The organism is Rahnella aceris (genome assembly GCF_011684115.1).
Classification (GTDB): domain Bacteria; phylum Pseudomonadota; class Gammaproteobacteria; order Enterobacterales; family Enterobacteriaceae; genus Rahnella; species Rahnella aceris.
This window is the reverse complement of the sequence record NZ_JAADJV010000008.1, coordinates 91,792-114,083: the sequence shown is the minus strand read 5'-3', so window position 1 is coordinate 114,083 and position 22,292 is coordinate 91,792. Positions and strand designations below refer to the sequence as shown.

Here is a 22,292-nt window from a genome sequence, read left to right as displayed (position 1 = left end):
GTAAACTACAAAAAGTTCTTTTTCCCCGTCAGAAAATAGGGTAAAGTTTCTCTCGTAGGGTACAGAGGTAAGATGTTCTATCTTTCAGACCTTTTACTTCACGTAATCGGATTTGGCTGAATATTTTAGCCGCCCCAGGCATTTATGTCTGGGGCGTTTTTTATTGGATTTTTCATAGCGTTATACCCATAAAAAAGGGCAACCTTGCGGTCACCCCTTTCTGTTCTTTACTTACATTTCCCCGTTCCCGGGGCGCTACTATTCGCCTTCGTTAGAAAGCTCTTCTTCCTGCACTTCCGGCGGGATTTCGCTGAACCAGGTGTTCAGTTTGTCACTCAGTTTATCCACGCCCATTTTCTTCGGTGAGGAAAATGCTTCTACCTGAATATCACCCATGAATTCTTTCACCGCTTCACGGACCATTTTTATCTGCGCCTGACGTGCGCCTGAAGCCAGTTTGTCGGCTTTAGTCAGCAGCAACATGACCGGCGTACCCACATCAACTGCCCACTGAATCATTTGTTGATCGAGATCTTTAAGCGGATGGCGGATATCCATCAACACAACCAGACCTTTGAGGGAGTTACGCATTTGCAGATATTCGCCCAGCGCGCGCTGCCATTTGCGCTTCATTTCTTCCGGTACTTCCGCGTAGCCATAACCCGGCAAGTCGACCAGGCGGATGCCCGGCTTCACTTCGAACAGGTTGATGAGCTGAGTACGGCCAGGCGTTTTACTGGTACGCGCGAGGCTTTTCTGCTGTGTCAGGGTATTCAGCGCACTGGATTTGCCGGCGTTTGAACGACCAGCAAATGCGACTTCAATGCCTGCGTCAGATGGCAAATGCCGGATATCCGGGGCGCTCATGACGAAATGGGTCATATGATAGTTGTAAGTTTGGCTGGTCAAAGCGTGCGTCTCCGTGAGGCATGAGTATCTGGCTGGCGATTATAACTGCAACACAGCCGAGATGCGTTCGTGTTTTTAAAATCCGAATGATGAGGCGAAGGGACCACAGAGATGAAGGCGGGGGAAATTGCCTTCATGATGTAAGACATTTGCTATTCATGATGCGGGTTATTTCGCTTGTTTTGTCGCCGAATTTTTTAATGTTATTCAATTTCAATAAGATAAAATTGATGTCGTTATGAAATCGACAAGACGGCTGGCGGGTATCTTGAGCCTTTGTGCCAGTCGGGTAAAGTATTTCTTACGCGGTGAAGGCGAGAACGGAAACAGGGACGAAAATTGCATTCAGGGATCACGGGAAATGCATCGCGATTTAAGGATGAACGGAGCCGGAGGCTCTGAAAGGCAAAGGAAAAACCGGGACGTTGATGCTATACAGGGAAAGTATTTGATGAATATCCTTCTGAGGAAGGAAAGAAAAAGGCAGCAAGGTTACCTTGCTGCCTTTTTTCTTTGCCCGCTTTCTGCTAGATTCCGGCGCAAATCTATACTAAATGTACACACCTAAGAGCAGATGCCATGAAACAGCCAGCGAAAGCACCGCGCGCCAATACCGCGACAGCTAAAACGAAGAAGAAAAGTCGTGTCGAGCTTGATATCGAAGCGCGCGAACGCAAGCGTGACAACAAGCGCCGTGGCCATAAAGCAGGCTCACGCGCCAATCCGGATGCGGCTCAGAACCAAAGCGGCGCGGGCACGAAAAAAGCCGATCCGCGTATCGGTAGCAAAAAAGCCGTGCCTTTGATCGTTGAGACCGTTACGAACAATGCAGCGAAAGCTAAAAAAGCCGCACAGCCGAAGCAAGATGCAAAACCTAAGATGACACCGGAAGAAGAACTGACGTTACTCGAAAATGATGAGCGTCTGGATTCTTTGCTGGATCTCATCGACGATGGCAAAGCATTAAGCGCAGAAGATCAGGCTTATGTTGATCAGACACTTGATCGCATCGACGTTCTGATGGAAATCCTCGGCATCGAACTCGGCGAAGATGAAGATGACGAAGAAGAAGTGAAAAACGAAGACATGATGCAGTTGCTCAAGCGCGGAAATCCAAAAGAGGGTTTCTAAGCTATGCGCTGGGTCATCCCGGCAATAGCCTTACTCTTTGCATGTTATCTGCTTTGGTTATTCGGTAAACTACGCCGGTTATCGAAAACCAAAGCACGTTTGCGCAGAGCGACCTTTGCACGGCAGGCTCAAAGCCTGCCTGTAAAGCGAACCGGTCGCATCCGACGCCGGAAGGAGTGAGTACCCCATGTCAGAACAGACTACCGTCTGGGATTTAGCGCTGATCCAGAAATACAATTATTCGGGTCCGCGATACACATCCTATCCAACAGCACTTGAGTTCAGTGAACGCTACGATAATACCGCTTTCGAAAATGCGGCTGCCCGTTATCCGGCACGCTCGCTCTCATTGTACGTGCACATTCCTTTCTGCCATAAGCTCTGCTACTTCTGCGGCTGCAATAAACTGGTGACCCGCCAGCAGCATAAAGCCGAAGAATATCTCAACGTGCTTGAAAAAGAGATCAGTCACCGTGCACCGCTCTTTAAAGGTCGTCAGGTCAGTCAGCTGCATTGGGGCGGTGGTACTCCGACTTACCTCGATAAAGCGCAGATAAGCCGTTTGATGGGCCTTCTGCGGGCACACTTTGATATCCTGCCCGACGCGGAAATGTCACTGGAGGTAGATCCACGTGAAATTGAGCTTGATGTGCTTGACCATCTGCGCAGCGAAGGCTTTAACCGCCTGAGTATGGGGGTCCAGGATTTCAACAAAGAAGTGCAGCTTCTGGTTAACCGTGAGCAGGATGAAGATTTCATCTTTGCCCTCATTGCACGCGCCCGGGCGCTGGGTTTCAACTCGACTAATATCGATCTGATTTACGGTCTGCCGAAACAAACGGCAGAAAGTTTTGCTTACACGCTGCAGCGTGTGGCAGAGCTCAACCCTGATCGTCTGAGTGTGTTCAATTATGCGCACATGCCAAAATTGTTCGCCGCTCAGCGCAAAATCAAAGATGCTGATTTGCCTGGCGCGGAAGAGAAATTGAAAATTTTGCAGGAAACCATCGCTTCACTGACCGGTTTCGGCTATCGCTTTATCGGGATGGATCACTTTGCTCGCCCTGAAGACGAACTGGCGATTGCCCAGCGCGAAGGAAAATTGCACCGCAATTTCCAGGGCTACACCACACAGGGCGACAGTGATTTGCTGGGAATGGGCGTTTCGGCCATCAGCATGCTCGGCGATACCTACGCGCAGAACGAAAAAGATATCAAAACCTATTACGCTCATGTGGAAGAGCAGGGACATGCCTTATGGCGGGGTCTGGAAATGACGAATGATGACTGCCTTCGTCGTGATGTCATTAAATCTCTGATCTGCCATTTTGAGTTGAATTTTGCTGATATCGAACAGCGTTACGACATTCGTTTTACCGATTATTTTGCTGATGATCTGGCACTGCTGAAGCCGCTGGCTGAAGACGGGCTGGTTGAGGTGAGTGGCACACATATTCAGGTGACACCGCGCGGGCGTTTGCTGATCCGTAATATCTGTATGTGCTTTGATATTTATCTGCGACGTCAGGTGCGCCAGCAACAATTCTCCCGCGTTATCTGACAGTCTGCTCTGCAAATAAAAACAGCCGCATAAGCGGCTGTTTTGCTGTCTGGTGCGAGGACTTTTATTCCATGCCCAGTTCTTTCAGTTTTCGGGTCAGGGTATTTCGCCCCCAGCCCAGCAACCGTGCCGCTTCCTGTTTATGTCCCTGTGTATGGCGCAGCGCCGTGGTCAGTAATGTACGTTCCATTTCAGGTTGCGCTTCTGACAGCAGGTTTTGATGACCGGAACGCAGCGCACGGTCTGCCCATTGTGCCAGCAATGTCGCCCAACTGTCTGGCAGACTCTGACCACCGGTTTCAGGGGCCGAGGTCTCAAACAGTTCGCTGGGTAAATCCTGAATCAGCACTTCCTGACCCGCCGCCATGACGGTGAGCCAGCGGCAGGTGTTTTCCAACTGGCGCACATTGCCCTGCCATGGCAATCGCGTCAGTGCCGTTTCTGTTTCCGGATGCAGGTTTTTTGCTTCCACACCCAGCTCTTTAGCCGCGACTTGCAGGAAGTAACGTGCCAGACGCGGGATGTCTTCACGACGTTCACGCAGCGGCGGCAGATGGACGCGGATAACGTTCAGGCGGTGGAATAAATCCTCGCGGAATTTCCCTTCCTGAACCCGTAGCTCCAGATTCTGGTGAGTCGCAGCGATAATACGCACGTCCACTTTTACCGGCGCATAACCGCCAACACGATAGAACTGGCCATCTGCCAGCACGCGAAGCAGACGGGTTTGCACATCAAGCGGCATATCCCCGATTTCATCGAGGAACAGCGTGCCGTTATCGGCTTGTTCAAAACGTCCCTGACGGACGGTGTTGGCGCCGGTAAACGCCCCTTTCTCGTGGCCGAATAATTCGGACTCAATCAGGTCTTTCGGGATAGCAGCCATATTCAGCGCGATAAAGGGCGCTTTGGCGCGCGGGCTGTGGCGGTGTAAGGCGTGAGCGACCAGCTCTTTACCGGTACCGGATTCCCCATTAATCAGCACGCTGATTGAAGAACGGGACAAACGGCCGATGATGCGAAATACGTCCTGCATAGCGGGCGCTTCACCGATAATGTCTGCGGTCGGGCCACTCGCAGGCTGGCTGCGTGCCGGTTGCTGTTGTTCCTGATAATGACTGATGGCTCGTTCAACCAGTGCCACGGCTTCATCAATGTCGAACGGTTTTGGCAGATAATCAAACGCACCTTGCTGATAGGCGCTGACTGCAGCATCCAGATCGGAGTGCGCTGTCATTATGATGACCGGAAGCATCGGGTGACGTTGTTTAATCTGCTTTAACAGCGCTAAACCGTCCATCCCGGGCATACGGATATCTGATAACAAAACGTCAGGGGTTTGAGTCGCAATGGCATCAAGCACTTCATTGCCGCTGTCAAACGTGGTGCAGGTCAAACCGGCTCCAGTGAGCGCACGTTCAAGTACCCAGCGGATGGAGCTATCGTCATCGACGATCCAGACTATCCCTCGTTGCATAAGAACCTCACTGGCGAATAGGCAGGAATACCGAGAATTCGGTATGTCCTGGCCAACTGTTAAATTCAACTTTACCCGAATGCTGATCAATCAAACTGCGCGCGATGGACAGGCCCAAACCGGTGCCCCCTTCGCGGCCACTGACCATGGGGTAAAAAAGGGTGTCCTGCAAATGCGCCGGTACGCCGGGGCCATCATCTTCAATATCGATACGGGCCACCAGACGATAACGCACGCCGTGTAACGTAATCTGGAAAGCAGTACGCGTGCGTAATGTAATTGTGCCGCCTTCCTCCCCCAGCGCCTGTAATGCGTTGCGGGTGATGTTTAACAAAATCTGTTCTATCTGATCGGGGTCGTGCGCCAGTTCAGGCAGGCTCGGATCATAGTCCCGCACCAGCTGAACGTTATCCGGCTTCTCCATCGAGACCAGTTGGCAAACCCGTTCCGCAACCTGGTGAATACTTTGTGTCACATGCTGGCTCGGACGTTGCGGGCCCAGCAATCTGTCGACCAGATTACGCAGACGGTCAGCCTGCTCAATAATGACTTTCGTATATTCCAGCAAGGCCGGATCGGGCAGCGCTCTGGATAATAATTGTGCTGCGCCACGCAACCCGCCGAGCGGATTCTTGATTTCATGTGCCAGACCGCGGATCAAATCACGCGCAGCAACCTGTTGAGCGTGCTGTAATTGTTCCTGGCTCAGGCGGCGCTGATTATCCATCGGCGCCAGTTCCACCAGAATGAAACCTTCTGGCAGCATCTGTGCGGTCAGCGACAACACATGCGCGCGGCCGTCTACGACCAGCGTCACTTCACTGTCTGTAAAGCCTTGTCCGGCTGTCAGACTTTCACGCATTAATTCGATGTTCAGCGAAAAATATCCCACCAGTTCTGGCAAAGGGGTGCCAAAAAGCTTTCGGGAACTTTGCGCCAGTAACTGCTGAGCTGCCGGATTGGCATAATGCACAGCCAATTCGTCGTCTAACAGCAGAACGCTGTTGATTAAGGAATTCAGGATCTGCCCAGCATCGGGCAGTTTGCCAGTTGCCATACCGCAGTCTCCCGCACCTGATTGGTGCATTTTATCTCGCTACCCGGTGAAATCACGGGTCAGAGGGGTTGAGCAGGAAAGAGTGTGGAGAAAAAAGCCCATCCGGAGATGGGCTGAAAGTTTCCACGGCAACAAATATAAATCGTCTTACTTAATTTTGACGCTGAAGGGTTTGTGAACACAGGCCTTCAGTCGGGTATTACCCTCAGCGCCAGCCCGAAGACGAGCGCTGAGTCCGGTTTAATCGAAAAATTAAACGCTGTAGTACAGTTCGAACTCAACCGGATGCGGAGTCATGCGCACGCGGTCCATTTCTTCTTTACGCAGACCGATATAAGCATCGATAGCGTCGTCAGTGAACACGCCACCACGGGTCAGGAACTCGCGGTCTTCGTTCAGTGCGTTCAGGGCTTCTTCCAGTGAACCTGCAACTTTTGGAATTTCTGCTTCTTCTTCCGGTGGCAGGTCATACAGGTTTTTGTCCATCGCATCGCCAGGGTGGATCTTGTTGATGATACCGTCCAGGCCAGCCATCATCAGTGCAGCAAACGCCAGGTATGGGTTAGCCGCTGGATCAGGGAAACGTGCTTCGATACGCATCGCTTTAGGCGTTGATACGTGTGGAATACGGATGGATGCAGAACGGTTACGCGCAGAGTAAGCCAGCATTACTGGCGCTTCGTAGCCCGGGACCAGACGCTTGTAGGAGTTGGTGGTCGGGTTAGCGTAGGCGTTGATTGCTTTAGCGTGCTTAATGATACCGCCGATGTAGAACAGTGCCATTTCAGACAGGCCGCCGTATTTGTCGCCAGCGAACAGGTTGTTACCGTTCTTGGACAGAGACATGTGGCAGTGCATACCTGAACCGTTATCGCCAAACATTGGTTTTGGCATGAAGGTCGCAGTTTTGCCAAATGCGTGAGCCACGTTGTGAACCACGTATTTGTAGATTTGGATTTCGTCAGCTTTTTTAGTCAGGGTGTTGAAGCGGGTTGCCACTTCGTTCTGACCAGCGGTTGCCACTTCGTGGTGGTGAGCTTCAACAACCAGACCCATTTCTTCCATGGTCAGACACATGGTAGAACGCAGATCCTGAGAGGAGTCGACCGGAGGAACCGGGAAGTAACCGCCTTTTACTGCAGGACGGTGGCCTTTGTTGCCGCCTTCGTATTTGGTGCTTGAGTTCCATGCGCCTTCGATATCATCGATAGCGACGTGAGAACCGGAGATGCTGCTGCCGAAGCGCACATCATCAAACAGGAAGAATTCTGGCTCTGGCCCGAACAGAACGGTGTCCGCAATACCGGAAGAGCGCAGGAAATCTTCTGCACGTTTTGCGGTAGAACGTGGATCGCGGTCATAACCTTGCAGCGTGGTTGGCTCAAGGATGTCGCAACGAATGATCAGGGTAGTTTCTTCGTAGAATGGGTCAAGAACAGCAGTGCTCGCATCTGGCATCAAGACCATGTCAGATTCGTTAATGCCTTTCCAGCCACCGATTGAAGAGCCGTCAAACATTTTGCCTTCTTCGAAGAAGTCAGCGCTAACCTGGTGCGCAGGAATGGTGACGTGCTGTTCTTTGCCTTTGGTATCAGTGAAGCGTAAATCTACGAATTTCACTTCATGCTCATTCAGCATCGTCAAAACGTGTTCAGCGGACATACTAGTTCTCCCGAATTTCTCATTATCGTCGTGGAACGAATAACCATTTTTGGTCTTTAGTTGGAAATAACAGCCTTACTGGAACTGGCGTGTAGACTGAACAGCGCTATTATTTGTCTGGTCAGGCTCTTCACCCTGTAAAAAATTTTTTACCCTAAAAAACTTTTACTCTAAAAACTATTAGCGAAAACTGTGCCAACTTTGAGAAAATGCAAACAACGCCATTTTACAGGGCTTTTGCACTCGACAAGTATGCACCATAACGGAATTCTCGCACTAAAATGGTGCTAACTGTGAGAGTGAAAGCACTATAATGGTGCGTCATAATGGTTCAGTGGTCTTTTTGCACCGTGAAAGGGATCACAAAGTAGCCATCCATAAGTTGTTTCAACAAGATCCTTGTGATCTTGTTTAGAACCTCGCTTAATACGTGTACAATAGCGCGCTATTTCTAATGCCTGAGGCAAAGCTGTGATCGAAAATTTGCGTAACATCGCCATTATTGCCCACGTTGACCATGGTAAAACCACCCTGGTCGACAAGCTGCTGCAACAATCCGGTACTTTCGGAGAGCGTGTAGAAGCCACTGAACGCGTAATGGACTCCAACGATTTGGAGAAAGAGCGTGGGATTACCATCCTCGCAAAAAACACCGCCATTAATTGGAAAGACTACCGCATCAACATCGTGGATACCCCAGGACACGCCGACTTCGGCGGTGAGGTAGAGCGTGTGATGTCAATGGTCGACTCGGTGCTGCTGGTTGTGGATGCAATGGATGGCCCAATGCCGCAAACCCGTTTCGTGACCAAAAAAGCCTTCGCTAATGGTCTGAAACCGATCGTGGTAATCAACAAGGTTGACCGCCCTGGCGCGCGTCCTGACTGGGTTGTCGATCAGGTCTTCGACCTGTTTGTAAACCTGGACGCAACCGACGAACAACTCGATTTCCCAATCATCTATGCATCAGCACTGATGGGTATCGCGGGTAACGACCATAACGATATGGCCGAAGACATGACCCCGCTGTACCAGGCGATCGTTGACCACGTATCTCCGCCACAAGTTGAGATGGAAGCACCGTTCCAGATGCAAATCTCTCAGCTGGACTACAACAACTATGTTGGCGTCATCGGCATCGGCCGCATCAAACGCGGTACCGTTAAGCCTAACCAGCAAATCACTGTCATCGACAGCGAAGGCAAAACCCGCAACGGTAAAGTCGGTAAAGTTCTGACCCACATGGGTCTTGAGCGTATCGAAGCCACCGTTGCTGAAGCGGGCGACATCATCGCAATCACCGGCCTGGGCGAACTGAACATTTCCGACACAATCTGTGATCCGGCGAATGTTGAAGCTCTGCCTGCGCTGAGCGTTGATGAACCAACAGTAACCATGTACTTCAACGTAAACACCTCTCCGTTCTGTGGTAAAGAAGGTAAGTATGTGACTTCACGTCAGATCCTTGACCGTCTGAACAAAGAGCTGGTGCACAACGTTGCATTGCGTGTTGAAGAAACTGAAGATGCTGATGCATTCCGTGTTTCAGGCCGTGGTGAACTTCACCTGTCGGTTCTGATCGAAAATATGCGTCGTGAAGGTTTCGAGCTGGCGGTTTCCCGTCCTAAAGTAATCAACCGTAAAATCGATGGCCGCATGCAAGAGCCATTCGAGAACGTGACACTGGATATCGAAGAGCAACACCAGGGTTCTGTTATGCAGGCCATGGGTGAGCGTAAAGGCGATGTCAAAGACATGATCCCAGACGGTAAAGGTCGTATCCGTCTTGATTACCTGATCCCAGCACGTGGCCTGATCGGCTTCCGTACCGAATTCATGACCATGACTTCCGGTACCGGTCTGCTGTACTCCACGTTCAGCCACTACGATGACGTTCGTCCGGGCGAAATCGGCCAGCGTCAGAACGGCGTGCTGATCTCCAACGGTCAGGGTAAAGCTGTTGCGTTCGCACTGTTCAGCCTGCAAGACCGCGGTAAATTGTTCCTGGGCCACGGCGCAGAAGTGTATGAAGGCCAGATCATCGGTATTCACTCACGTTCTAACGACCTGACCGTGAACTGCCTGACCGGTAAGAAACTGACTAACATGCGTGCGTCCGGTACTGACGAAGCAACGACTCTGGTTCCTGCTATCAAAATGTCTCTGGAGCAAGCTCTGGAATTCATCGATGATGACGAACTGGTCGAAGTGACTCCTCTGTCTGTGCGTATCCGTAAACGTCACCTGACCGAGAACGATCGTAAACGTGCAATGCGTGGTCCTAAAGAAGGTTAATCTTCTTTAACGTTTGCCGTTACACAGAAACAGGGTGCCTTCGGGTACCCTGTTTTTTTTATGTTTTTTTCTCCTCCGTTCGTTACGCCCCGTCGCGTTGCCCCTGTTCACTTGTACGTTTTACCGCTAAAGTTAACTGTCATCTTTGAAATCAGGAGCGTGCAATGCTGTACATTTTTGATATGGGAAACGTCATTATTGATATTGATTTCAAACGAGTGCTGGGGGTGTGGAGCCATCTGAGTGGCACCCCGCTGGCGACGCTGACCGAGCGGTTTTCAATGGGCGAGGTGTTCCAGAAACACGAGCGTGGTGAAATCAGCGACGAACAGTTTGCTGCCGATTTATGTCATGAAATGGGTATCGCACTAAGCTTTGAACAATTCAGTGCGGGCTGGCATGCGGTGTTTGTTGGTCTGCGTCCTGAGGTCATTGCCCTGTTTCAGAAACTGCGCGAAGAAGGTCATCGTGTCGTCGTGCTTTCTAATACCAACCGCTTACATCTGGATTTCTGGCCTCATCATTATCCTGAAATCGAAGCCAATACCGACGCGATGTACCTCTCGCAAAATTTGGGTATGCGCAAACCGGAGCCCGAAATTTTCCGGCATGTTCTGGAGAAAGAAGGATTCACCGCCGATCAGGCCGTGTTCTTTGATGATGTTGCTGAAAATATCGAAGCCGCCCGGAATGCTGGCATTGAGGCTGTATGGGTAGAAGATAACCAGACGGTACCGAAATACTTTTCCTGAAGGATGTAAGGATGCAGAAAAGGGCACTGAGCCACTACCTAAAATCGTTGTGGAAATTTACGCGCCTGCTTTTAAAGCGTTCGGATAAAGATGGCCTGACGCTTCTGGCGGGCCATCTGGCCTATGTCTCTTTGCTATCGCTCGTGCCGCTGATCGCCGTGGTATTTTCACTTTTTGCATTATTCCCTGTTTTTTCAGAAATCAGCATGCAGCTGAAAACATTCATCTTTTCCAACTTCATGCCCGCGACCGGTAATACTATCCAGCGCTATCTGGAACAGTTTGTTGCCAACTCCAGCAAAATGACGGCCGTGGGCACCTGTGGATTAATTGTCACCGCGCTACTTCTGATAGCCTCGGTAGACAGCGTGCTGAACAAAATCTGGGACAGCAAAACCACGCGTCCGATTGTGTTTTCTTTCGCTGTGTACTGGATGGTGTTAACGCTCGGGCCAATTCTGCTGGTGGCCAGCGTGGCTGTCAGCTCATATCTGCTCTCCCTGAACTGGCTGAACATCAGCGGTGTGCATTCGGTGATCGACCACGCGCTGCGCATTCTGCCCTTGCTGATCTCCTGGGTGACATTCTGGCTGCTCTATCAGGTAGTCCCGACGGTCAGAGTGCCGGCAAAAGATGCCCTGATCGGCGCACTGGTCTCCGGCGTATTATTCGAGTTGAGTAAAAAAATCTTCACCTTATACATTCAGCTTTTCCCGTCATATCAGTTGATTTACGGTGTACTGGCGGTGATCCCCATTTTATTTCTCTGGGTCTATGTCAGCTGGTGTATCGTTCTTCTTGGGGCGGAAATTACCGTCACGCTGGGCGAGTACCGTTCTCTAAGAAAATTGCAGTCTGCTCAACATAGGGCAGAAGAATAATCAGTCCGAAGGATTTGTATGATTGCGTTAATTCAGCGGGTATTGAATGCCAGCGTTACGATCGATGGCGAAATCTGTGGCCAGATAGGACCGGGGTTACTGGTTTTACTGGGCGTTGAACAGGGCGATGACGAACAAAAAGCCAAACGCCTTTGTGAACGGGTGATCGGGTACCGAATCTTCGGTGACGAAAATGACAAGATGAATCTGAACGTGCAGCAGGCCGGTGGCAGCCTGCTGGTGGTGTCGCAGTTCACGCTGGCGGCGGACACACAAAAAGGCATGCGTCCTGGGTTCTCGCGCGGGGCTGAGCCACAGGAAGCGGAGCGGTTATATCAGTATTTTTGCGGGCAGTGCCGGGAAAAGGGCATTGCTACCGAAACCGGACGCTTTGCAGCGGATATGAAAGTGGCACTGGTGAACGACGGGCCGGTGACCTTCTGGCTACAAGTCTGATCTATAAGGCATAACGCCGGAGAGAAAGCATCTATGTATCATCTGAGAGTACCAACGACCGAAAAAGAACTGGCCGCCTATTACCGATTCCGTTGGGAAATGCTGCGTAAACCGTTGCATCAGCCGGAGGGTTCAGAGCGTGATGCCTACGATTCCATCGCACATCACCAGATGGTGGTTGATGAGGAGGGCGAACCGGTGGCGGTTGGCCGTTTATATATCAATGCCGATAATGAAGCCTCTATCCGCTTTCTGGCGGTTGATCCAAATGTACAAGACAAAGGGCTGGGAACGCTGGTCGCGATGACCCTGGAGTCTGTGGCGCGTCAGGAAGGGGTGAAACGAGTGGTCTGTAGCGCCCGCGAAGATGCCGTGGATTTCTTTGCCAAACTGGGCTTTGTGAATCAGGGCGAAATCACCACGCCGCAAACAACGCCGGTTCGCCACTTCCTGATGATAAAACCCATCGAAACGCTGGATGATATTCTGCATCGCCCTGACTGGTGCGGTCAGCTTCAGCAGGCCTGGTATGACCACATCCCGCTCAGCGAAAAAATGGGCGTACGTATCAGTCAGTACACCGGCCAGCGATTTGTCACCACGATGCCGGAAACGGGCAACCAGAATCCGCACCATACATTGTTCGCTGGCAGTTTGTTTTCGCTGGCAACGCTGACCGGCTGGGGGCTGATCTGGCTGCTGCTGCGTGAGCGCCATCTGGGCGGCACCATTGTGCTGGCGGATGCGCATATCCGTTACAGCATGCCGGTGACCGGCAGGCCGCGTGCCGTTGCCGACCTGGGCTCTGTCCGCGGTGATCTCGACCGTCTGGCTCGCGGGCGGAAAGCACGCGTGCAACTCGAAGTGAATTTATACGGCGATGAGACAGACGGCGCGGTGTTTGAAGGCACCTATCTGGTATTGCCCGCCGCGCCCGGCGCACCGCTGGAGCCTGAAATTAACTGATTGGTTTCTACCCAAAATAAAAGGCACCGCCATTGCGGTGCCTTTTGCATTTTTGGTGATGCCTGGATTAAGGAGTAGCAGATGCTGGCGTACCGGAAACCAACCCGTTTACCATTCTCTGGTCAATTGTCTGGCTGCCGTTTATCTGCAATGTCCCGCTGAGCGTGGGTTTGTAATCCACGTTTGCCGGCATCTGTCCTTGCAGATTCAGCTGCATATTAGCGTTACCTTCCAGCGCCACATGTGGCCATCCCCAGTTTTCCAGCTGATTCGCCGGTACTGAGCGGGCGGTCATCTTCACAGAGAAATGACGCTGCGGCTGCTGATCAACCGTCGCACTGGCTTCCAGCAATCCTTCTTTGGTAAAGGCGCTCAGCTCAGAAATACTCACCTGACGGTCGTTCGCCTCCAGGGTGATGGAAGGACGGCGCACGTCATTGCGGTTAAATGTGGCTTCACTTGCATTCAGATTCAGCTTACCGCTCCAGATCCCCCACTGATGATTACGCGCCAGCAACAGGTTATTGCCGAGGCCATCAAGTGCAGTCAGCTGGAAGGGGAACTGCGGATTGATATCAATAATCAGGTTCCGGTTAGCAATGAACCGGCTGATAAAGACTTCAGACAGCGAATCCGGCAGTGCCTGATTCCAGAGTTGTTTCCAGTTTTCCGGCAAGGTGTATTCCAGCCCCGCAACAGACACTTCATCAAGCTGAAGGCGTTTGTTGGCGCGCAGCCAGTTGCCGGTCGTGCGCAATAAACTGCGCTCCCAGCGCGCCGTAGCTTGTTTGATCGCAATGCCCTGCGGCGAAAGGTCGAGGCTGATGATCGGATCCTGAATATGCAGGTTTCCATCAATCATATCCGTCGCATTCAGGGTGATTTCGCCGTCATCACTTTGCCAGTCGCCTTTTTCGAGCGTCAGATCCTGCACGGACAAATCAACGTCGCTGAATGCCCAGTCTGTTCCCTGCAAACGCGCGTCGATCAGATCAAGTCGCTGAATAGTCACTTTTGGCAGGGTCTGGAAGTCGTCGAAGAAAGCAGAAAGCGGTTTGGAGGTTTGCAGACGCACATTGCTCAGCCGCAGGTTTTCTATGTTCCAGCTGCCATCGGCGGCCTGCGTCGCTTTACCCGTTAACTGACCGCGAGCCAGATCGCCGCCAAAATTACTCAGCGTCAGATTCTTATTATTGATGTTGCCCTGAATCAGCACATTTTCGGCCGGCAGTCCGTTGACCGTCAGGCTGGCGGCGCTCAGCTGGAAGTCTGCCTTATCGCCTAAAAGCTGATTGGGTTTTGGCTGCCACGGCGAAATACCGGCGTTAATCTGCTGACCCTGAATGTCTAAGCCAGCGGTATTGCCGGTGAGCGCCATTTTACTCAGTTGCAGGGTATTGGCCTGCAATGGCAAATTCATTGACGAAGGACTGACATTGAGGCGTCCGCTGACCAGCACGACGCGATCGAAAAAGCGTGGCTCGGTGATCTGACGCCAGCTTAAATCCAGATCAACTTCACCGGCATTCAGCACTTCCGGCTGATTCTTCTGCCCGAAGATGACATTGGTTAACGTCACCCGACCCGGCGACGACCAGTTATGGTCGAGTTTCTCCACGGAGAGACGGTACTCGCTGTTATTGCTGACCCAGCGGCTGACCCAGCCAGCAGCCCAGCGGGTTTGTAATAGGACGTACACCAGCACGATCGCCAGCACCAGAAGTAAGGCGAACGTCAGCAAAATTTTACCGATAAATCTCATCGTCTGGAGCCCTGTAACGGGAAAATGGAAAAAGATTCTTTGTTTATGCCGCAAACAGCGAATTTTCTCAACAGGTTAGCCAAATGGAGGCAATAAAAAGCGGCAGAGGTTCCAGACCCTCTGCCGCTGTTGCACGCGGATTACATCCTGCTTTTACTTCTCGTGAGGGAAAACCAGATTCAGAACAATCGCAGTAATGCCGCCCGCTGCAATGCCAGAAGAGAGAAAGGTTTTCAGCCAGTCCGGTGCGAATTGCAGGATCAGCGGCTGCTGAGAAACACCCATACCGACGGCGAGAGAAAGCGCCATGATCATAATCGCGCGGCGATTCAGACGCTCGCGGGAAACAATGCGCACACCCGAAGCGGCAATGGTACCGAACATCACGATGGTCGCGCCGCCCAGTACCGGTTCAGGAATATGCTGCACAAATCCCGCAACAGCCGGGAACAGCCCGAGGATGATCAGCATCAGCGCGACCACAAAACCGACATAGCGGCTGGCAACGCCGGTCAGTTGAATGACGCCGTTGTTCTGCCCGAAGCAGGAATTCGGGAAGGTGTTAAATACAGCAGAAAGCATCGAGTTCAGGCCATTGGCCAGAACGCCGCCTTTGATGCGCTTCATGTACAGCGGGCCGCTGACCGGTTGCTCAGAAACGTCCGAGGTTGCGGTAATATCACCGATGGTTTCCAGCGATGTCACCATGAAAATCAGCATCAGCGGGATCAGCAAATTCCAGTCAAAACCCAGTCCGTAATACAGCGGCGTTGGTAATGTTATCCAGTTGCTTTGCGCGGCTGGCGCAACGGTTGGCAACATGCCCGTCATCCAGGCCACCAGATAACCCACCGCCATGGCGATAACCAGAGAGGCGACACGCAGGTAAGGGTTACGTTGACGGTTCAGCAGAACAATCACTACCAGCACGACGGCAGCCAGCAGCAGATTTTTCGGTGCCCCGAATGTGTGATCGCTCATGGCCGCATAACCGCCGCCGATAGACGTCAGACCGACCTGAATCAGCGACAGCCCGATAATCATCACCACGATGCCGGAAACCAGCGGCGTAATGATGCGGCGTGCGAGATGCAGGAAACGGGAAAGAATGATTTCAGTGCAGGAAGCCAGCATCAGGGTGCCGAACAGCGCCGCCATCATGGTCGGCACATCCGCACCGCCATTTTTCAGCGCCATTCCGCCCATGATCAGCGGCGCAACAAAGTTAAAGCTGGTGCCCTGAATCGACAGTAAACCCGAGCCGACCGGTCCCCAGGTTTTAATCTGCAAAATAGAAGCCAGGCCGGAGGCGAACAGCGACATGCTGATGATGTGCTGCGTGTCCTGCGCAGGCAAACCCAGCGCCTGGCAAATCAGTAGTGCTGGTGTGATTACCGCAACAAACATCGCCAGCAAATGCTGACAGGCGGCGAATAACGTTTGAGGTAATGGCGGGCGGTCCTCGAGCCGGTAAATCAGTTCACTTTTTTGCTGGCGGGAAAGATCGGGTTGCTGTGTTTCTTGTTCTGCGGTTTGCGAACTCATGCTGTGGCATTCCAATAAGCGGCAAAGCGGGCATTTTTATTGAAATTAACGACAAAAGCAATCGTTTGCTAATGGCAATATTCCTCGACTGGTTTTGGATTGGACGGGATTTATGGCCTGTTTTTCTTGCCTGACGCAGCTTGAATGACTTCTAATTCAGCTTCTGGGAAAAAACATGTCAGTGAAGTTTTTATAACTCGATAATTTTATTGGATTTATTTTAAAATGGAGTTCGTCAATGATTCAACTCGATACCTACGGCACCCTGGTTGCCGCCACGTTGGTGCTCCTTTTAGGACGGAAATGCGTCCAGTCGGTCAAATTCCTCAAAAAATACACCATTCCTGAACCCGTTGCCGGTGGTTTGCTGGTCGCTTTATTGTTACTGATCGCCAACCAGATATTCGGCTGGGAAGTCGGTTTCGACATGTCTTTAAAAGAGCCACTGATGCTGGCATTTTTTGCCACGATCGGTCTTAACGCCAATCTGGCAAGTCTGCGGGCAGGCGGTAAATCGCTGTTTCTGCTGGTGTTTGTCGTCGTGGGCTTACTGCTTTTGCAAAATGCCATCGGTATCGGAATGGCGAAAATGCTCGGGCTGGATCCGCTGATGGGGTTGCTGGCGGGGTCGATTACCCTTTCAGGTGGCCACGGCACCGGCGCGGCATGGAGCAAGCTGTTTATCGAGCGTTATGGCTTTGAAAATGCGACGGAAGTCGCGATGGCTTGCGCAACTTTTGGTCTGGTGCTCGGCGGTATTATTGGGGGGCCGGTAGCGCGCTATCTGGTCAGCCATTCTTCCACCCCCAACGGAAACCCCGAGGATATGGTCGATCCGAGCGCATTTGAGAAACCGTCGATTGGCAGGATGATTACACCACTGGTGATGGTTGAAACCATTGCCCTGATCGCGATTTGCCTGATGGCAGGGACATATGCCGCCAGTCTGTTGCAAGGCTCGGCATTTGAAATCCCAACCTTTGTCTGCGTGCTCTTCGTTGGTGTGATCCTGAGTAATATGCTGGCATGGCTCGGTTTTTATCGTGTCTTCGACCGTGCGGTATCCGTGCTGGGTAACGTCAGTTTGTCACTGTTCCTTGCCATGGCATTGATGAGCCTTAAGTTGTGGGAGATGGCGGCACTCGCCTTGCCGATGATGGCAATTCTTATCGTTCAAGCCCTCGCAATGGCACTTTATGCGATTTTCGTGACTTATCGCGTGATGGGGAAAAACTACGATGCGGCGGTGTTGGCGGCAGGACACTGTGGTTTCGGGCTGGGTGCCACCCCGACGGCCATTGCCAATATGCAGGCGATCACCAACCAGTTTGGCCCTTCGCATCTGGCGTTTCTGGTGGTGCCGATGGTGGGCGCATTCTTCATCGATATCGCCAATGCGATTGTGATTAAACTCTACCTGATGCTGCCTGTATTCCCGGCTATAAGCTAAAAAAACAGGCACAGAAACATCGCTTCTGTGCCTGACGATTCCTTCCCGTCGGGTTTATTGTGCCGCGTCCGCCTTCTCAGTGAACACCTGTTCGGCCTCAGCGGCTTTTTCCTGCGTCAGTAACTGCTTCTCGTAGACTTTGAAGAATGGATAATAAATTACCATCGACAGTGCCATCAGCAGGATAACCAGAACCGACACTTTGAAATCCCAGCCCATCGCCCAGGCCGCCCCGATCGGTGCCGGCGATGTCCAGGGGACCAGTGAAATCATATGCGGGAGCAGATCCGTCGATACGGCCAGATAGGCGATAACGGCATTGACCATCGGTGCCAGCAGGAAGGGGATGAAAAATACCGGATTCATGACGATAGGTGTGCCAAAAATCACCGGCTCATTGATATTGAAACAGCTTGGCACCAGACTGAGTTTCCCCATGGTGCGCAGATGCGCTGACTTACTGCGACAAAACAGCAGCACCAGTCCCATTGTCGCGCCGGACCCGCCAATCACGATCAGGAAATTCCAGAATGCCTCGGTCATGATGTGCGTCATGGGTAAACCGGCAGCGAGATCTGTCTGATTCAGGCCGAGATTGGTTAACCAAAAAGCCTGCAACATGCCAGATACAATGGCCGAGCCATGAATGCCGGCGAACCACAACAGGTGGCAAATCAGCACGGCGAGAAGTACAGCAGGCAGTGAGTCTGCGGCAGAAATCAGGGGTTCGAACAGCGCCATAATCGCCTGTGGCAGCAACATATCAAACCCTGACTGGACCAGTAAGCTCAGCGGGAAAAGTGTAATCACCACGGCCACAATCGGGATCAGTAAATCAAACGAATGCTTAATGTTTGAAGGTACCTGTTCGGGTAAACGGATACCGATATTGTATTTTTTCAATAACCGCGTCAGTTCGGTGACATAAATCGCCACCAGAATAGCCGTAAAGATCCCCACGCCGCCCAGCGCCGTCGTCGACATCTTTTCATCAATCTGCGGTGCGGCGACCAGCAGGAAAGACATCAGCGCCAGCATTGCGGTCATGAACGGGTCTAGCTTGTAACTTCTTGCCAGATTGTAGGCAATCGATGCCGAGATGTAGATGGACATAATGCCCATCGTCATATTGAACGGCGTCAGGATCTGCACTTCATATTTTGCCGAGAGCGCCAGCCAGCTTCTGGCGAAGCCCCATGAAGATTCGGGCGAAAATGGCGGGTGAACAAAAACCAGTAAAAACGAACCAACAATCATAAAGGGCATTGCTGAGATGAAGCCATCACGCACTGCCATGACATGTCGCTGTGAGGATAATCGTGCGGCGAAGGGGCTGATTTTCTGTTCTATAAAAGTGAAGAGGGATTGGCTGATACTCATGATGATTTGGCCTTATGTTGAGGACATCAGACAGGGTTGCCTTAATTATCATCAGTGTAGTGACGGGATGTGAAACCGGTTACCGGCTTTTCCCCACTCTGTGAAGGTTATCAAATAACCAGTGCGGAGAGTGGTTTTGGGGGCACAATAGGGAAAAGAGAAGAGAATATGTTGGAAACAAAACATCATTTTTAATAATGATTTGATGAAGTGAATGAGCGAAAAGAGAGATCAGGCGTTGGTGTAACGGACTCTTTCTGGCAGCCAGCGCTCAATCAGGGCTTTGGCATGATCAGGGAATTGTTGCTGCAGATAACGCGCAATGCGCTGTACATCCGGGATCATCGCCTGATCACGTAATAAATCAGCGACTTTAAATTCAGCGCTGCCGGTCTGGCGCGTGCCCAGTAGTTCACCCGGCCCGCGGATTTCCAAATCCTGCTGTGCGATAACAAAGCCATCGTTGCTGTCGCGTAAAACCTGCAAACGTTTCTGCGCTGTTTTGCTGAGCGGCGTTTTGTAGAGCAGTACACAGTGAGAAGCAACGGCACCACGTCCAACGCGCCCACGTAACTGGTGCAACTGCGCCAGCCCTAAACGCTCCGGGTTTTCGATAATCATCAGGCTGGCATTCGGTACGTCAACGCCGACTTCAATGACAGTCGTTGCCACCAGAAGCTGCACTTCACCCTGTTTGAATGCCTGCATAACGGCCTGCTTTTCCTGGGCTTTCATACGACCGTGAACCAGTCCAATATTCAGCGCCGGGAGTGCCTCCTTCAGGCCTTCCCATGTGGCTTCAGCGGCCTGCGCTTCCAGCATTTCCGATTCTTCAATCAGCGTACACACCCAATAAGCCTGACGATTTTCCTGCTCGCAGGCACTTTTGACGCGGCTGATAATATCACTGCGGCGGGTGTCCGGAATGGCGACAGTAGTCACCGGCGTGCGGCCTGGCGGGAGTTCGTCGATCACAGAGGTATCAAGATCAGCGTAAGCCGTCATTGCCAGTGTGCGTGGGATCGGCGTGGCGGTCATGATCAACTGATGTGGATGGAAGCCCTGTTGCAGACCTTTTTCCCACAACGCCAGACGCTGATGCACACCGAAACGGTGCTGTTCATCGATAATGACCAGCGACAGTGACGAGAACAAAACCTGTTCCTGGAAGATAGCGTGCGTTCCCACCACCATCGACACCTGTCCGCTGGCGATCGCATCCTGCTGTGCCTGCCGGGCTTTACCCTTTTGTTTGCCCGCCAGCCAGCCGACCTGAATACCCAGTGGCTCAAACCACTGACGGAAATTATTGGCATGCTGTTCGGCCAGCAATTCTGTCGGCGCCATTAATCCGACCTGTTGGCCCTGAGCAATAGCGCAAAGTGCGGCGAGGGCGGCTACCAGCGTTTTACCTGATCCCACGTCGCCCTGCACCAGACGCATCATGGGATAACTTTTTGCCAGGTCCTGTTCAATTTCTGCCACAACCCGTGCTTGCGCACCGGTCGGGCTGAAAGGAAGCGACGCGAGGAACTGATTTTTCAGGCGGTCGTCATGATGCAACGGCAGAGCTTTATAACTCTGCGTACCGGCGCGGACAGCCAGCATACTGAGATTATGTGCCAGAAGTTCTTCCATAATCAGGCGGCGTTGAGCCGGATGATGACCTTTTTCAAGGTCTGCAAGCTGGATATCTGGCGGCGGGCGGTGCAGCAAATGCAGCGCCTGAGGAAGCGGGATCAGCGAACGACTCAGTTCCTCTGGCAACAGTTCGGCGACAGGTACGGTGTCGAGCAGTTCAAGTGCCTGATCCGTCAGTTTACGCAAGGTCGCCTGGCGGATACCTTCCGTTGTCGGATAAACCGGCGTCAGTGATTCCTGCAGAACGACTTCGCTGTTTTCACCCTGAATGCGGTATTCCGGATGAATGATTTCAGCACCGATCGTGCCGCGTTTGATTTCACCATAAGCGGTAACACGGCGACCTGTTGCCAGGCTGTTTTTCATCGCGGCGTTAAAGTTGAAGAAGCGCAACGTCGCCATGCCAGTGCCGTCACTTATCTGACAGGTCAGCATTCTGCGGCGGCCAAAACTGATATCACTACGCAACACTTCGCCTTCTATGGTGGCGAAAATGCCGGGCTGTAAATCATTGATGGTGTAAAGGCGGGTACGATCTTCATAGCGTAAAGGAAGATGAAGCAGTAAATCCTGAATAGTTTCAAGGCCGAGTTTGGCGAGCTTGTCTGCCTGACTGGCTCCGACGCCGGAAAGCGACGTCAGCGGGATGGCGTCGAGCAGGCGGCCTTTCATCTTTTTTTGACCGTCATTTGCATCGCCGACCACCATTCATCATCGGCAATGATTTGCCCGTGATCGTCAATGAAAGGGCGGGGAAGCTTCTTTCGCTTCGCCACATTGGACAGAACGGGATAGCCGCCTTCAAACAGCAGTCGCTGCTGTTCCTTCTCGCTCAGCAGACTGCTGTCGCGGCGATACATACCGGCGTTTTCGCGCTGGCGCTGGGCTTCGTACAGGATAAGCGCCGAGGCAACGGAGACGTTCAGAGATTGCACCATACCGATCATCGGAATGATGATATCGCTGTCAGCCAGCGCTAACGCTTCAGGTGTGATACCGGTTTTCTCCTGACCCAGCAAAATGCAGGTCGGGCGGGTGTAATCAATCGCGCGGAAGTCGACGGCTTTCTCTGACAAGTTGGTTGCCAGGATTTGCATGCCCTTCGCCTTCATTTTGGCGACGGCATCCTGAATGGTTTTGTGTGTTTTGACCTGAACCCAGCTGTTGCTGCCTGCCGCCGAAGAGACCAGTGTCTTCATTCTGGTTGTAGGCCAGACAGCGTGGATTTCGTGAACGCCGACGGCGTCTGCCGTACGGATGACGGCAGAAACGTTATGTGGTTTATGCACCTGTTCCATACAGACCGTCAGGTCTGGCTGTCGGGCCGCAAGCATTTCGCGGATGCGGGCATAACGTTCTGGGGTCAT

Annotated in this window: 18 protein-coding genes; 9 read left to right on the top strand and 9 right to left on the bottom strand. The window is 52.1% G+C overall.

Annotated elements, in window-relative coordinates:
• Positions 1-72: 72 nt before the first annotated feature.
• Complete coding sequence (locus GW591_RS24315; protein ID WP_071892919.1) at positions 73-120, top strand: spot 42 RNA, inhibition of DNA synthesis; 48 nt, start codon at positions 73-75, stop codon at positions 118-120.
• Positions 121-258: 138 nt separating this feature from the next.
• Here the strand turns inward: GW591_RS24315 and yihA are convergent, their stop codons facing one another.
• Positions 259-909: a ribosome biogenesis GTP-binding protein YihA/YsxC gene (yihA, locus tag GW591_RS23795; protein WP_013577657.1), complete on the bottom strand. Its 651-nt coding sequence runs from the start codon at positions 907-909 to the stop codon at positions 259-261.
• A 579-nt stretch (positions 910-1,488) separates the two neighbouring features.
• Between yihA and yihI the strand changes: the two genes are divergently transcribed.
• Together yihI and hemN are read left to right on the top strand one after the other, a co-directional pair.
• Complete coding sequence (yihI, locus tag GW591_RS23790) at positions 1,489-2,040, top strand: Der GTPase-activating protein YihI (protein ID WP_013577656.1); 552 nt, start codon at positions 1,489-1,491, stop codon at positions 2,038-2,040.
• Between the two features lie 187 nt (positions 2,041-2,227).
• Entirely contained in the window at positions 2,228-3,601 is a 1,374-nt protein-coding gene (hemN, locus tag GW591_RS23785) for an oxygen-independent coproporphyrinogen III oxidase (RefSeq protein ID WP_037035571.1), read from the top strand.
• A gap of 64 nt (positions 3,602-3,665) precedes the next feature.
• Here the strand turns inward: hemN and glnG are convergent, their stop codons facing one another.
• From glnG to glnA, 3 genes are all read right to left on the bottom strand, one after another.
• Complete coding sequence (gene glnG, locus GW591_RS23780; RefSeq protein ID WP_013577654.1) at positions 3,666-5,078, bottom strand: nitrogen regulation protein NR(I); 1,413 nt, start codon at positions 5,076-5,078, stop codon at positions 3,666-3,668.
• 7 nt (positions 5,079-5,085) lie between these two features.
• The gene (gene glnL, locus GW591_RS23775; RefSeq protein WP_013577653.1) at positions 5,086-6,135 is read right to left on the bottom strand and encodes a nitrogen regulation protein NR(II); all 1,050 of its coding nucleotides are present in this window, start codon (positions 6,133-6,135) and stop codon (positions 5,086-5,088) included.
• Positions 6,136-6,387: 252 nt separating this feature from the next.
• Positions 6,388-7,797: a glutamate--ammonia ligase gene (gene glnA / locus GW591_RS23770; protein WP_013577652.1), complete on the bottom strand. Its 1,410-nt coding sequence runs from the start codon at positions 7,795-7,797 to the stop codon at positions 6,388-6,390.
• A gap of 471 nt (positions 7,798-8,268) precedes the next feature.
• Between glnA and typA the strand changes: the two genes are divergently transcribed.
• From typA to fabY, 5 genes are all read left to right on the top strand, one after another.
• Complete coding sequence (typA, locus tag GW591_RS23765; protein ID WP_013577651.1) at positions 8,269-10,092, top strand: ribosome-dependent GTPase TypA; 1,824 nt, start codon at positions 8,269-8,271, stop codon at positions 10,090-10,092.
• Between the two features lie 164 nt (positions 10,093-10,256).
• Complete coding sequence (yihX, locus tag GW591_RS23760) at positions 10,257-10,844, top strand: glucose-1-phosphatase (RefSeq protein ID WP_013577650.1); 588 nt, start codon at positions 10,257-10,259, stop codon at positions 10,842-10,844.
• Between the two features lie 11 nt (positions 10,845-10,855).
• Positions 10,856-11,725, top strand: a complete 870-nt coding sequence (locus GW591_RS23755) for a virulence factor BrkB family protein (protein ID WP_013577649.1) — start codon at positions 10,856-10,858, stop codon at positions 11,723-11,725.
• An 18-nt stretch (positions 11,726-11,743) separates the two neighbouring features.
• Positions 11,744-12,181: a D-aminoacyl-tRNA deacylase gene (gene dtd, locus GW591_RS23750; protein ID WP_013577648.1), complete on the top strand. Its 438-nt coding sequence runs from the start codon at positions 11,744-11,746 to the stop codon at positions 12,179-12,181.
• Positions 12,182-12,214: 33 nt separating this feature from the next.
• The gene (gene fabY, locus GW591_RS23745; protein ID WP_013577647.1) at positions 12,215-13,147 is read left to right on the top strand and encodes a fatty acid biosynthesis protein FabY; all 933 of its coding nucleotides are present in this window, start codon (positions 12,215-12,217) and stop codon (positions 13,145-13,147) included.
• Positions 13,148-13,214: 67 nt separating this feature from the next.
• Here the strand turns inward: fabY and GW591_RS23740 are convergent, their stop codons facing one another.
• Complete coding sequence (locus GW591_RS23740; RefSeq protein WP_119262205.1) at positions 13,215-14,909, bottom strand: AsmA family protein; 1,695 nt, start codon at positions 14,907-14,909, stop codon at positions 13,215-13,217.
• Between the two features lie 153 nt (positions 14,910-15,062).
• Positions 15,063-16,454, bottom strand: coding sequence for a nucleobase:cation symporter-2 family protein (locus tag GW591_RS23735; RefSeq protein ID WP_121020213.1), 1,392 nt, complete (start codon positions 16,452-16,454; stop codon positions 15,063-15,065).
• 238 nt (positions 16,455-16,692) lie between these two features.
• Between GW591_RS23735 and gltS the strand changes: the two genes are divergently transcribed.
• Complete coding sequence (gltS, locus tag GW591_RS23730) at positions 16,693-17,904, top strand: sodium/glutamate symporter (RefSeq protein ID WP_013577644.1); 1,212 nt, start codon at positions 16,693-16,695, stop codon at positions 17,902-17,904.
• Between the two features lie 54 nt (positions 17,905-17,958).
• On the opposite strand, the gene GW591_RS23725 is transcribed toward gltS, so the two are convergent.
• From GW591_RS23725 to trmH, 3 genes are all read right to left on the bottom strand, one after another.
• Positions 17,959-19,284, bottom strand: a complete 1,326-nt coding sequence (locus GW591_RS23725) for a PTS cellobiose transporter subunit IIC (RefSeq protein WP_013577643.1) — start codon at positions 19,282-19,284, stop codon at positions 17,959-17,961.
• Between the two features lie 231 nt (positions 19,285-19,515).
• Positions 19,516-21,597, bottom strand: a complete 2,082-nt coding sequence (gene recG, locus GW591_RS23720) for an ATP-dependent DNA helicase RecG (protein ID WP_013577642.1) — start codon at positions 21,595-21,597, stop codon at positions 19,516-19,518.
• On the bottom strand, positions 21,594-22,292 hold the full coding sequence (trmH, locus tag GW591_RS23715) for a tRNA (guanosine(18)-2'-O)-methyltransferase TrmH (protein ID WP_013577641.1): 699 nt from the start codon (positions 22,290-22,292) through the stop codon (positions 21,594-21,596). The genes recG and trmH overlap by 4 nt, the downstream gene beginning before the upstream one ends.

Excerpts from the sequence above, each read along its gene's own strand:
- GW591_RS23735 (WP_121020213.1), bottom strand. The coding sequence starts at position 16,454 with ATGAGTTCGCAAACCGCAGAACAAGAAACACAGCAACCCGATCTTTCC.
- glnA (WP_013577652.1), bottom strand. The coding sequence starts at position 7,797 with ATGTCCGCTGAACACGTTTTGACGATGCTGAATGAGCATGAAGTGAAA.
- glnL (WP_013577653.1), bottom strand. The coding sequence starts at position 6,135 with ATGGCAACTGGCAAACTGCCCGATGCTGGGCAGATCCTGAATTCCTTA.
- GW591_RS23725 (WP_013577643.1), bottom strand. The coding sequence starts at position 19,284 with ATGAGTATCAGCCAATCCCTCTTCACTTTTATAGAACAGAAAATCAGC.
- GW591_RS23740 (WP_119262205.1), bottom strand. The coding sequence starts at position 14,909 with ATGAGATTTATCGGTAAAATTTTGCTGACGTTCGCCTTACTTCTGGTG.
- glnG (WP_013577654.1), bottom strand. The coding sequence starts at position 5,078 with ATGCAACGAGGGATAGTCTGGATCGTCGATGACGATAGCTCCATCCGC.
- gltS (WP_013577644.1), top strand. The coding sequence starts at position 16,693 with ATGATTCAACTCGATACCTACGGCACCCTGGTTGCCGCCACGTTGGTG.
- recG (WP_013577642.1), bottom strand. The coding sequence starts at position 21,597 with ATGAAAGGCCGCCTGCTCGACGCCATCCCGCTGACGTCGCTTTCCGGC.
- hemN (WP_037035571.1), top strand. The coding sequence starts at position 2,228 with ATGTCAGAACAGACTACCGTCTGGGATTTAGCGCTGATCCAGAAATAC.
- GW591_RS23755 (WP_013577649.1), top strand. The coding sequence starts at position 10,856 with ATGCAGAAAAGGGCACTGAGCCACTACCTAAAATCGTTGTGGAAATTT.
- yihI (WP_013577656.1), top strand. The coding sequence starts at position 1,489 with ATGAAACAGCCAGCGAAAGCACCGCGCGCCAATACCGCGACAGCTAAA.
- dtd (WP_013577648.1), top strand. The coding sequence starts at position 11,744 with ATGATTGCGTTAATTCAGCGGGTATTGAATGCCAGCGTTACGATCGAT.
- fabY (WP_013577647.1), top strand. The coding sequence starts at position 12,215 with ATGTATCATCTGAGAGTACCAACGACCGAAAAAGAACTGGCCGCCTAT.
- trmH (WP_013577641.1), bottom strand. The coding sequence starts at position 22,292 with ATGACCCCAGAACGTTATGCCCGCATCCGCGAAATGCTTGCGGCCCGA.
- yihX (WP_013577650.1), top strand. The coding sequence starts at position 10,257 with ATGCTGTACATTTTTGATATGGGAAACGTCATTATTGATATTGATTTC.